This is a genomic window from Leadbetterella byssophila DSM 17132 (assembly GCF_000166395.1).
Classification (GTDB): domain Bacteria; phylum Bacteroidota; class Bacteroidia; order Cytophagales; family Spirosomataceae; genus Leadbetterella; species Leadbetterella byssophila.
The window spans coordinates 122,492-134,907 of record NC_014655.1 but is presented as its reverse complement, the minus strand read 5'-3'; the positions used below and the strand labels follow the sequence as shown (position 1 = coordinate 134,907).

General features: G+C 41.3%; 8 protein-coding genes. All 8 read left to right on the top strand.

Annotated features, from left to right (window positions below; all coding sequences use genetic code 11):
- The first annotated feature begins 57 nt into the window (after positions 1–57).
- The 8 genes from LBYS_RS00560 to LBYS_RS00525 all read left to right on the top strand — a co-directional run bounded on the left by LBYS_RS00560 (position 58) and on the right by LBYS_RS00525 (position 12,382).
- Positions 58–846: an SDR family NAD(P)-dependent oxidoreductase gene (locus LBYS_RS00560; protein WP_013406962.1), complete on the top strand. Its 789-nt coding sequence runs from the start codon at positions 58–60 to the stop codon at positions 844–846.
- A gap of 213 nt (positions 847–1,059) precedes the next feature.
- Positions 1,060–4,272, top strand: a complete 3,213-nt coding sequence (locus LBYS_RS18065) for a family 43 glycosylhydrolase (RefSeq protein ID WP_013406961.1) — start codon at positions 1,060–1,062, stop codon at positions 4,270–4,272.
- Positions 4,273–4,572: 300 nt separating this feature from the next.
- Positions 4,573–7,518, top strand: a complete 2,946-nt coding sequence (locus tag LBYS_RS00550) for a SusC/RagA family TonB-linked outer membrane protein (RefSeq protein WP_013406960.1) — start codon at positions 4,573–4,575, stop codon at positions 7,516–7,518.
- Positions 7,519–7,544: 26 nt separating this feature from the next.
- Positions 7,545–9,140, top strand: coding sequence for a RagB/SusD family nutrient uptake outer membrane protein (locus tag LBYS_RS00545; RefSeq protein ID WP_013406959.1), 1,596 nt, complete (start codon positions 7,545–7,547; stop codon positions 9,138–9,140).
- Between the two features lie 60 nt (positions 9,141–9,200).
- Complete coding sequence (locus LBYS_RS00540) at positions 9,201–10,664, top strand: M61 family metallopeptidase (RefSeq protein ID WP_013406958.1); 1,464 nt, start codon at positions 9,201–9,203, stop codon at positions 10,662–10,664.
- 67 nt (positions 10,665–10,731) lie between these two features.
- Entirely contained in the window at positions 10,732–11,292 is a 561-nt protein-coding gene (locus LBYS_RS00535; RefSeq protein ID WP_013406957.1) for a YeeE/YedE family protein, read from the top strand.
- The gene (locus LBYS_RS00530) at positions 11,289–11,702 is read left to right on the top strand and encodes a DUF6691 family protein (RefSeq protein ID WP_013406956.1); all 414 of its coding nucleotides are present in this window, start codon (positions 11,289–11,291) and stop codon (positions 11,700–11,702) included. Before LBYS_RS00535 ends, LBYS_RS00530 begins: the two co-directional genes overlap by 4 nt.
- Before the next feature lie 2 nt (positions 11,703–11,704).
- A complete protein-coding gene (locus LBYS_RS00525; RefSeq protein ID WP_013406955.1) occupies positions 11,705–12,382 on the top strand; it encodes a rhodanese-like domain-containing protein in 678 nt (225 codons plus the stop codon).
- Positions 12,383–12,416: the final 34 nt, after the last annotated feature.

Genomic DNA, 12,416 nt, shown 5'->3' with positions numbered 1-12,416 from the left:
CATTTGTTAAGTAGATTTGATTTCAAAGTTTGTCCCTTTGTAAAAAATTAATCAAAGATGACAAATTTCAAATATCGTTCTGCACTCATCACGGGAGCTTCTTCCGGAATTGGCAAAGCCTTCGCCTACGAACTGGCAAAAAAAGGTGTAAATCTGGTGATAACGGCTAGATCTGAAAATAAGCTTTCTCAGATGGCCGAAGATCTCCAATCAAAATTCAAAATTCAGGCCAGGTATATAGTTGCTGATCTCTCAGACCTGCGTTCCCCTAAATTCATCTATCAAGAGATCAAGAAGCTAGGACTTACTATAGATCTACTGATTAATAATGCAGGGATAGGAAAATGGACAAACTTTCTGGATCAATCCCTAGAGACTTATCAATCCATGCTTCACTTGAATATCAACTCCCTGCTATCTTTAACTCACTTGTTTTTACCAGAGATGTTACAGAACAATAATGGCGGGATAGTCAATATTGCCTCCACCGGTGCCTTACAACCCTGCCCGTACATTGCAGTATATTGTGCATCTAAGTCCTTTGTGCTAAACTTTTCTGAGTCCTTGTACGGAGAATATGCTGACAGAGGAATAGTTGTGACATGCATATGCCCAGGAAATACAGACACGGGATTTCAAGCCTCTGCAAATGCAAATACCGCTGGTATGAAGTATGAAAGTCCGGAAGAAGTAGCTAAGCAAAGCCTGGATGCTCTGCTCAGGAAAAAGAATAATAAGATCATAGGTTTTGATAATGTATTGCAGTCGCTTATCCCCCGACTATTACCCCGAAAAACAGTCATCAACATCGTAAAGAACATGATGGATAAGAAGGTGAATGGTTGAATCCAAAATGGGAAGGATTTTTATGGTTCTTCCCAGTATTTTACATACGTCGGCAGTTGCTTAGACCTCACCTTTTAAAACTTAGCCCCATCCAATTCGGTCAACAAATAAAGATCTTTTGTTAAAATCCATTCACCCAGGTATAGGCGTCTTATAGCTAATTTTGAGGATTGTACACCTTGTCTTTAAATCGGTGTTTATGCCAATAATTCTATGAAAAAGATCCTTTTCTTAACATGTCTCTTTTTTAATTGCTTTGCCCAAAACAGGAATCCCCTAGTACCTGGGTATTTCGCTGATCCTACCATCAAGAAAATTGGTGACACCTTCTACCTATATGCTACCACAGACGGTACAGGATGGGGAGGCGGACCTGCACAGGTATGGACCTCTAAAGATTTTGTCAACTGGACCATACAGCCCATGAACTGGCCTAATACACACTGGTACTGGGCTCCGGATGTCACCAAAGGATATGATGGGAAATACTACCTGTATTATAGCCAACCGGTAGAGATCTTTGCAGGGCAATCAGAGAGCCCTGTGGGTCCCTGGACACCCATAGACAGTGGCAAAGCCATCATCCCGAACTACATGATACCGGGTGTGATCACCTTAGACGCTCAGACGTTCACGGATGATGACGGATCCATATACATGTTTTGGGGGACATGGGGAATTTACCCTGAGCACGGTTGCGCGGTAGGTAAACTAAACCCGGACATGAAGACCTTCTCTAAGGTGGAATTGATCCCTAATACCGTAGCAAAGGATTTCTTCGAAGCTCCATTTATGTTCAAGAAAGATGGAATCTACTATTTCATGTATTCTTCAGGAAGATGCGAAGACCATACTTACCGTGTACAGTACTTAAAAAGCACTACAGGCCCCTTTGGCCCCTATGAATACCCGGATGAAAACCCTATTCTAGTGACCAATGAGGACGGAACGGTCCACGGGCCGGGACATCATAGCGTGCAGGAACATGAAGGAAAGTATTACATAGTTTACCATCGGCACAATAACCCCCACTCCAATGGAGGCTTCCATCGGCAGTTGGCCGCAGACCTCCTAGAGTTTGACGAAAAAGGAAATATAAAAAAAGTAAAACCTACACATTCAGGTATAGGACTGCTTGGTCCTAATCAAATTCCTTATACCAACCTCGCCCTAGGGAAGACGGTTAAAGCATCTTCTGAATATAATCTCCACTTTCAGGCCTCGAATGCCGCTGACGATGATAACGGAACCCTCTGGAGAGCAAAGGACAACATGAAACAGGCATGGTGGCAAGTGGACCTCGGGGAAGTCATTACCATTCAGTCTATCTTGACTCAATTTGAATATGCTACCTACTACTATCAATACAGAATTGAATATTCTACGGATCAAAAGACCTGGAAAACCTTCGCAGATAGAAGCCAAAATACTACTTGGGGAAGTCCCATGGCAGATTTCAACCAAGTTCAAGCCCGATATATTAGAATCACCATCTTAGAAACGCAACAACCTGGACTGCCGCGAGGTATTTGGAACGTAAAAATCTTTAAAGAGAAGATTAAGGGAGATTTTCCTACTTCTAGTCCTCAAAAGGAACCTGTAGTGAGGAAGCATAAAGACCTATTGGTTCACTTGAGTGCCTCAGACTTGCTTCCGGGAGAGAAATTGAAATCTCTATCCAATGATGGCGCTATGGGAGGAAAATTCTCCGCTGCAAATCAAGCTGCGGTGGAGATTATAGAGGGCAAGAAGGGGATCAAATTCCAAGGTACTGACCTTTGGACCTCTAATTTTTCCTTTCCCCTTCAGGGCAACAGCAGTTTTACTCTCATTTATGATATTTTCAACCCTACCATTGAAAGGTTCGAACCTTTAATCACCTGGTCAAGAAGTCCACAGGATCTTACCAAAGCCACCTTCGGAGCGGGATATGATGCTCAAAGTGGGGCAGTAACACACGGGGGCTGGGCGGATCTATCCTTCAAGTCTTCATTAAAGGAGAACAAATGGCAAAGAATCGCGATAACCTTTGACGGCTACATGCAGAGGGTTTATGTAGACGGAAAGGAAGTAAGTGCCTCAGATAAAATGCTGTTTATACGACCGGACTCTCTCATTACTTTAGGCAGAAATGGAACAGAAGGTTTTAGCGGTCTACTAGCCGAGTTAAGAATTTATGACAGAGCCTTTGAACCAAATGAAATACCATCTTTAGAATCTGACAAAGACTGGCCATATTACTACACCGCCCGGGATCTGGACTATAAAAAGCGACAAGGTTGGAAAAACAGAGGATATCTACAGATGGAAATCCCTTCTGTAGAAGTAGAGGATTATGATGGGAAAATGGCTGTAGTGGGACAGGACTTTATACCCGCAGAAGCTATGGACTATCTTAAACAAAATCCACACTCGGAATTAAGAGCCGTTTGTAATCCTAAAAATGGGGAAAATTGGGGCACTTTACAGTTGAAAGGCAATGGCTCAATTCTTTGGAAAGGACAAAAGATCACTACGTTCAAGCCCACTGAATGGGCCTTCCAACAATGGGGAATATATACAGGCCAAAAACCACCCTTAGCCCTTCAAGGAAATGTACTTAAAATAGAAGGTTGTAAAGCTTTCTATACATCCGGGAATCAGGTGCTGGTTCAATGCATTCCACAAGATGGATTAGAATACTATTTTGATCAATGGCAAAATAGGAATTATCATCTTTATCCTCAACTACCAGAGTCCATTCAAGTAAAAGTACGCGATGAAGAAGGAAATGTCAGTGCATATCTAAATGTACCTCCACCTTCTATACAGAAGGAAAAGAAAGTTAACATACCTGATGAGAAAGATTTCCTAGAGAATTTACCTGAGTTTTGGGATGGAACACAAGGGGACAAAAATGTAGAAGCTTATATCAGAGGAAAAAATGGGCAAATGGAACTGGGATCTGTCAACTCTTCTTGGGATTTTGTAGGAAAGAAAGGGCCCTATATCTATAAGGAAGTAGAAGGAAACTTCACCTTTAGTGCAAAATTAACTGACATTATAGGTTCTGCCGAGAAAAGAAATACGGCTACAGAAACAGGAATCATGGTACAGGGATCTAGCACCTATTTGCAAAATACCATACTCACGGGATGGAATATCGGGAATATGAGCACCTTCGGAACACAAGATTCTAGGATACAAAGGAATAATGGCCTGGGGTGGAATTATTATCCTTATCTTCAAATACAAAAAGCTGATGAATATTTTCACCTCCGAATCAGCAGAGACGGCACAAATTGGGAAGATCTTATAGGCAGTCCATTCTACTGTCCGGAACTCAAAAATGAAAAATTAAAAATTGGACTATTCCATGCTTCGAACAACAATGTAAAAGGCTATGGTACATTTGATTACATCCAAATAATTACAGAAAGAAGGTGAGTATAAACTCACCTTCTTAATTGAATTTTATCCTCCTAAAATTGACCTTCTTCTACGAAAACTGCAAAATCATCTACAAAATCAAACATTTCTATCCTAGCATTTTAACCCCTATTCCTCTGATTTAAACCTCACATTTTAACCCTCATAAAGGATATTAATTTACTGTTAAATTATTGTATTCATTGGTTAAAATGCGCAGAGCAGAAAAACTCAAATTGAAGGACATTTGTCGGACGTAAAACTCAGAAACCGTTGAGTCATTCGTACCAATAACCAAAAAAATTTTATAACGTAACTATGAAGAAACAGCTAACCAATTTCCTGTTCTTGCTCTTCATGGCGCTCCCATGGGTGGCATTAGCGCAAGACCTGACCTTAACGGGTACAGTAAAGGACCAAGATGGCAAACCTATCGAGGTAGCCATGGTAGGTATCAAAAACACTAGTACCTTAGCATACACAGACGCGGAGGGTAAATTCACTCTGAAGTATGGCCCTAACTCCATTTTGGTAGTATCCGCTATAGGATATGACAAACAAGAAATCGCCCTAACGAATCAAAGAACTTTGGACATCATCTTAACGGGAGGAAATGCCAGCTTAGATGAATTAGTAGTAGTAGGTTACGGTACACAGCGTAAAGGAGATGTTACCAGTTCCGTATCGAGCGTAAAATCAGAAGACTTCTTAAAAGGTACGGTAAGAGATGCGGCACAATTGATCCAAGGTAAGGTAGCTGGTCTTAGAATCACTACTCCTAGCGGTGATCCAAATGCCACTACTCAGATCAACCTTCGTGGTTTGAACTCCATTAACGGTTCTCAAAACCCATTGGTGATTGTGGACGGTGTACCGGGTAGTATTACTACTGTAGCTCCGGAAGACATCGAATCTATTGACGTTCTGAAAGATGGTTCAGCAGCAGCGATCTACGGTACTCGCGCTACGGGTGGTGTGATCTTGATCACGACTCGTAAAAACAAAAACAGCGAGAACAAAACTACTGTGGAGTATAACGCTTATGTAAACCAACAAAGGATCTACCGCAAACCGGAGATGATGGATGCTAGCGATTACAGACGCTTAATTTCACAAGGATACGCTTACGAAGACCTAGGTAGCAATACCAACTGGATCGATGAAGTTTTACAAAACCCACTTAGCCATAACCATAACTTGGCTTTCTTTGGTGGTAACTATAAAACCAACTTCACCGGTACTTTGAACTACAGAGACTGGGACGGTATCATGCTTAAAACCGGTCAAGAGAGAGTAGCTCTACGTGCTGACTTGAACCACGAAATGTATGATGGTAAAGTAAAAACAAACCTACAATTAATCAGTACTACCACTACCTCTAACCAAGGTGGAGCCGGAGGCTGGGCCTGGAGACAAGCCATGATCCGTAACCCAACGGATGCTATCAAGAACGCTGATGGTACATGGAAAGAAAGCAATGCCTATATGTATGACAACCCACTAGGTTACATCCATGAAACCATTAATGACGCTAAAACAAAAGAAAACCGTTTCAGCGGGTCAGTGGAATACCGTCCTATGAGAGACTTGAACTTCAAACTATTAGCTTCAAGAGTTCAAGGTGACTATTTATCAGGTTCTGCTACAACTTTCCAGCATGTTAACACTACTAAAAACAACATGAATGGAACGGCTAGTCGCTATACTTCTGCAAACACAGAGAATCTATTGGAATTGACAGGTAACTACGTGAAAACGTTCAATGACCACAGATTCACTTTACTAGGAGGATACAGCTGGCAAGACAATACGTCTGAGAACTTCTATGCGTATAACTATGACTTCCCAACTGACGCTTACTCTTACAACAAGCTAGAAGCGGGTACTGCTCTACAAAGAGGTCTAGCTTCAATGACTAGCTATAAGAGCAAATGGCAGTTGGCCGGTTTCTTCGCTCGTTTAAACTATGTATTTGACAACAAGTATATGGTTATGGCTTCTGTTCGTAGAGAAGGTTCATCTACTTTCGGTGAGAATAATCAGTGGGGTACTTTCCCGGCATTCTCATTGGGTTGGAACATTGCTAACGAAGAATTCTTGAAAGGTACCAACACTATCTCTCAATTGAAATTAAGAGCGGGTGTAGGGGTTACTGGTACTATTGCCTCCTCTCCATATCAGTCTCAAATCAGTTACAACTTCGCTACAGGACAAGGTGCCTTTATCGGTGGAAAATGGGTTCCTGGTTTTATCCCTGCACGTAACTTCAACCCTGATTTAAGATGGGAGAAAAAAACAGAATGGAACGCAGGTTTAGACTTTGGTATCTACAAAAACAAACTAAGTGGATCCATAGATTTCTATACTCGTACTGTTAATGACCTATTGTATTACTTCTCTGTACCGGTTCCTCCATACTTAACCTCTAGCATGATGTTGAATGCAGGTTCAATGAAGAACTCAGGTATAGAAGTAATGTTGAACTACGCTGCCATCCAAAAGAAAGATTTCAGCTGGAACACTACATTGACCTTCTCAACTAACAAAAACAAGTTGATTGACCTTTCAAATGATCAATTTGACGTAACTACCGAATATTTTGATGCAGGTTATACCGGTGAGCCTATCCAAGTAAGCACGCACCGTGTACAAGTGGGTGGTCCTATTGGTCAATTCTATGTATTAAAAAGCGTAGGTGTTGATGATAATGGCAAATGGTTAGTAGAAAATAAGAACGGAGAAATTATTCCTATTGCTCAAGCTACTCCAGAAGATCGTCAATTCTACGGCAACGGTATTCCTAAATTTAATGTGGGTTGGAACAACAACTTAAACTACAAAAGATTTGACTTAACTGTGAATTTCCGTGGCGCATTTGGTCATGATATCTTGAACATGCAGCGTCTGTATTATGAAAACCCTGTAAACAAGGCGTACAATGTGTTAAAAACTGCATATGATCCTGTATACGGTAAAGAGTTGAAAAATGATCTTGTATATGTTTCTCACTACATTGAGAAAGGAGACTACTTGAAGTTAGATAACATCACACTTGGATATACACTTCCAAAAGTGATCAAGGGCATCAATAACTTGAGAGTTTATGGATCTGTACTTAACCTTTACACCTTCACAGGTTACAAAGGCATAGACCCTGAAGGCGTGAGCTACACCGGAGATTATACCTTCGCTCCTGGTATTGACCACCGTGATAAGTATCCTAACACTAGAACTTATACTTTGGGCTTAAATGTGTCATTTTAACGCAAAGAATTAAAGATTATTAGACAATGAAAAAGATATCAATATATGCACTAACTGCCTGCTTAATGATTAGCGGTGGTTCCTGTACAAATCTGGATGAAGAGGTATACTCTGAAGTACTTTCTACCTCATTCAAACCTACTGAGAGAGATCTACCAAACATCTTGGCTCCGGTATACGCTTCCTTCCGTTCATTGATGTTCGGATGGCAAGGATACTTTGACTTACAAGAAGAGCCGGCAGATGCTATAATTACACCAGTTAGACCTAACGGTTGGGATGACGGTGGTACTTACAGAAGGATGCACCAGCACGCATGGACTTCCCAGCAATGGCAGCCTGAGAATACATGGCAATCCTCCTACGCGAGTATCACAAGAGCGAACCGCGTTATTGCGCAGATAGAAGATAACGAAATTCCACTTCCAGAAGCTACGGCAAAGGCAGCCATTGCGGAATTACGTGCAGCGAGAGCTTTAGCATACTATCTTCTATTGGATAACCACGGTAACGTTCCAATTGTAACCAACTACCGTGATGTAACCCTACCGCAGCAAAGTACACGTAAGGAAGTATACGATTTCATCGTAAAAGAAATCACTGAAATTGAACCCCTACTTTCCTCAGATGTATCTGCCACTTATGGTAGAATGAACAAATGGGCAGCAAAAGCACTTTTAGCGAAGATCTACCTGAATGCTGAAGTGTACACAGGTACTGCTAACTGGGATGGTGTAATTAAAGAAACCAATGACATCATTGCTAGCAATAATTACATCCTTGATCCTAACTACAGTGACGTATTTACATATACGAACCACAATAGTAAAGAGATCATCTTTGCCGTACCTTACGATGAAATCTATGGTACAGGTTCCCAAATTCACATGAAGACCCTTGACCCTTTAAGCCGTTTGGTTTACGGAATGTCAGCTGGTCCATGGGGCGGTAACTGTGCAGTTCCACAATTCATTGATACGTATGACAAAGAAGACGGTCGTTTGGCCGATTCTTGGATCATGGGACCTCAATACAGTGCTACAACCGGTGAAATGGTTATCAACTATGTGAAGGAAGTTCCAGGTATAGGTGGAGACGGTACAGTAGCTCCAAGTAATAGTGGCTACAGAATCGGTAAATACAAGATCAAACAAGGTGCTACTAACAACTTGGACAATGACTACCCGATGTTCCGTTATGCTGACGTGTTAATGATGAAAGCTGAAGCGCTTCTAAGAAAAGGAGATGCAGATGCAGCAGCACAATTAGTAACACAAGTTAGACAGAGAGCTTTCAAATCTAATCCGGCAAAAGCTACTGTAAGCGGTGCAGAACTACTTCAGGGTAGTGCATATCAGTACGGATGGCAAGAAAAAGATGGAAGTGTAGCTGTGAAAAACGGTGGAGCTGATATCAAGTACGGTCGTTTCTTAGACGAGTTAGGCTGGGAATTCGCAGCTGAAGCTCACCGTAGACAAGACCTGATCCGTTTTGGAGTTTACCAAACCAAATCATGGTTTAACCATAACCCACATCCTCAAGCAAACACTCGGATTATCTTCCCAATTCCTAACGGGGAATTGAACAAGAACCCGAACTTAAAGCAGAATGCGGGCTATTAAGAACATTATATTTCACAAATAACTAAAGGCCGGGTAATTTTACCCGGCTCTTTTTGCTTTATGAAGAAACTAATCACCCTTTTATTCCTAGGAGGAGGACTTCAAGCCCAAGAACTCAATTTTGAGGTAGATTTGCGTTCTTACCAATATGATCTTACCCTAACTACTTCAGCTCCTACTGAGCCATACTTGGACTTAGAAATACCCGCCTGGTCACCAGGCTATTACCAGGTAATGGATTTTGGGAAGAATTTCCATGATTTTCATGCCTACAATGAATACGGGGACACACTGAGATGGATTAAGTTTGGGCATAATACCTGGAGAATATATACCTCTAATACAAAAGAGCTCAAAGTAAAATATAAAGTACGAGCTGAAAGAAACTTTGTGGGAACCGCTTTTATAGACAAAGAAAGAGCCTTTTTGAAGCCTTCGGCCCTCTTCTTACACCGAAAAAATGAAAAGGATACTCCTGCTCAAATTCATATTCATGCACCCTCCGAGTGGACAAAAGTAGCTACGGGACTAGATTCCTTAAAAGCTTATACCTATTACGCTAAAGATGTAGATATACTATATGACAGCCCTCTTTTAATTGGAGAATTGAAGGAACTTCCTCCTTTTGAAATAGGTGGCAAAAAGCATAGATTTCTAGGTTATGCTATGGGTACATTTGATGGGCTGAGATTAATGAATGATCTAAAAAAGATCATATCAACTGCCATCGAATTAATAGGAGACATTCCCTACGAACATTACACCTTTATAGGCTTAGGTCCAGGAAACGGAGGAATTGAACAATTAAACTCTACGGCTGTTGCGTTTACAGGACAAGAACTTGAAGGTCCAGGCAGAACGAGAACCTTGAGCTTTCTAACGCATGAGTATTTCCATCATTTCAACGCTAAAAGAATCCGACCTATTGAACTGGGTCCATTTGACTACAGCCAACCTAACCGTACCAATATGCTTTGGGTGGCAGAAGGCTTAACTGCTTATTATGAGAACATCATTATGAACAGAGCAGGACTTCTTAGCGCAGAGGAAATGAAAAAAGCCTGGAGTGCCTCTATAGCAAACTTCCAAAAGAATCCAGGACGTTTGAAACAGACTCTTGCTGAATCTTCGGCAAAAACTTGGGAAGATGGTCCATTTGGTAAAAAAGGAGAAACTATTTCATACTATGAAAAGGGTCCTTTGGTAGGGATGTTATTAGACATCCGCATTCGGACGGCAACTCAAAACACTAGGAGCCTGGACGATGTCATGAGGTATCTATATCACGAAATCTATAAGAAAGGAAATCGTGGATATACTGATGCAGAATTCATAAAAATCTGCGAAAAATATGCGGGTACGCCTTTAGATGACATTTTCCAATATGTGTATTCCACCAAAGAGTTAGATTACGCCCATTATTTCAGAATGATAGGCATAGATCTTGATGAGAATTACCAAATGACACTTAGAAAGGATCAAACTGCCCTACAAAAGAAGATTTACCAAGACTTATTCAGATAATTTATAGACCTGCTACATAAACTATTGGTTAAGAATGCACATTTTTACACTAAAAATGTGACTAGACATGAAAATTCTAACCCAACCCTGGCCATGGTACGTAGCAGGTCCCCTCATAGGACTTACAGTTCCCGCCTTACTGCTAATTGGCAACAAAGCCTTTGGCATCAGCTCTTCCCTGAGACATTTATGCGCAGCTTGCCTTCCTACTAAGCTACCCTTCTTTCAATACGATTGGAAAAAAGAATCCTGGAACCTCTTTTTTGTACTCGGCATTGCTATTGGGGGATTTATAGGAGGAGTAATCTTCGGCAATCCTGAACCTGTGCAAGTAGCGGAAAGTCTTAAAGCAGACCTAAGCAATTATGGCATTACAGACTATTCCCAACTCGTTCCAGCAGACTTATTCAACTGGCCAGCACTAGTAACGCCTAGAGGCTTTATTCTGATGATTGTAGGAGGTTTCTTAGTAGGCTTCGGAACTCGCTATGCAGGCGGCTGCACGAGTGGGCACTCCATCATGGGACTTTCAAATCTACAGTGGCCATCCCTTGTAGCCACTATATGCTTTATGGCGGGTGGTTTAATCATGGCTAATCTTATCTTACCTTATATTCTTGGATTATGAAAAACAAATGGCCTTATTTATTCGTAGGAATTCTCTTTGGCTTTGTTTTTGTCAAAGCTGAAATCATCTCCTGGTTCAGGATCCAAGAGATGTTCCGTATGGAATCTTTCCATATGTATGGTGTGATTGGAAGTGCCGTGGTAGTGGGAATGAGTTCCTTGTTTATCATTCGTAAATTCAATATAAAAACCTTGGACGGAGAACCCGTGAAAGTAGAACCTAAGACCTTCCAAAAAGGACAGATCTTTGGTGGCCTACTTTTTGGATTCGGATGGGCATTGACAGGAGCCTGCCCAGGTCCCCTGTTTGCTCAAGTGGGAACAGGAGCTACTGTGATTATTGTTTCTTTATTAAGTGCTATTGCCGGCACCTATTTTTATGGAAAGATTAAAGATCATCTACCTCATTAATTATGTATAAACATTTGCTATTACTGCTCCTAGGAACAGGAGCATGCGCTCAAAAGTTAAGTGCTGAAGAACTTTCAAAAAAACTTGAAGCAGAACCTCAGGTGCAATTGGTAGACGTTAGAACTCCCTCTGAATTCAAAGCGGGACATATTCCCAATGCTAGCAATATAGACGTTCGCTCTCCCCAGTTTAATTCCATGGTGGCTACTTTGGATAAATCTAAACCGGTTTACATTTATTGTCTTAGCGGAGGTAGGAGTAGTTCCGCTGCGAACAAACTAAGAGAAATGGGATTCCAAGAGGTCATTGAAATGCCGGGTGGCATGATGGAATGGAGAAATAAATCCCTTCCAGAAGAGAAGTTGATAGTTAAAAGTGAAGGTCTGAGCCTAGAAGAGTACAGACATATGATTCCTACAAACCTGCCGGTTTTGATTGATTTTTATGCAGACTGGTGCGCCCCTTGTAAAAAGATGAAACCGTATATAGAGGCTATCGAAAAAGAGGGTAAAGTAAAAGTCATCCGCATTGATGCTGACCAAAATCCAAGATTGATGAAGGAACTTAACATTGTGGGACTACCCGTAATCAAATTACAAAAGGGAGACAAAACTTGGGAGCATGTAGGTTTTGTGTCTGAAATGGATTTAAGAGCTCAAATCGCTGAGATTACGAAATAAAAAAGTGGGTAGGGCTAAAAGCCTTACCCACTCT

What these genes read in the sequence shown, in the direction of transcription:
- LBYS_RS00560 (WP_013406962.1), top strand. Translation starts at nt 58, where the DNA reads ATGACAAATTTCAAATATCGTTCTGCACTCATCACGGGAGCTTCTTCC.
- LBYS_RS18065 (WP_013406961.1), top strand. Translation starts at nt 1,060, where the DNA reads ATGAAAAAGATCCTTTTCTTAACATGTCTCTTTTTTAATTGCTTTGCC.
- LBYS_RS00550 (WP_013406960.1), top strand. Translation starts at nt 4,573, where the DNA reads ATGAAGAAACAGCTAACCAATTTCCTGTTCTTGCTCTTCATGGCGCTC.
- LBYS_RS00545 (WP_013406959.1), top strand. Translation starts at nt 7,545, where the DNA reads ATGAAAAAGATATCAATATATGCACTAACTGCCTGCTTAATGATTAGC.
- LBYS_RS00540 (WP_013406958.1), top strand. Translation starts at nt 9,201, where the DNA reads ATGAAGAAACTAATCACCCTTTTATTCCTAGGAGGAGGACTTCAAGCC.
- LBYS_RS00535 (WP_013406957.1), top strand. Translation starts at nt 10,732, where the DNA reads ATGAAAATTCTAACCCAACCCTGGCCATGGTACGTAGCAGGTCCCCTC.
- LBYS_RS00530 (WP_013406956.1), top strand. Translation starts at nt 11,289, where the DNA reads ATGAAAAACAAATGGCCTTATTTATTCGTAGGAATTCTCTTTGGCTTT.
- LBYS_RS00525 (WP_013406955.1), top strand. Translation starts at nt 11,705, where the DNA reads ATGTATAAACATTTGCTATTACTGCTCCTAGGAACAGGAGCATGCGCT.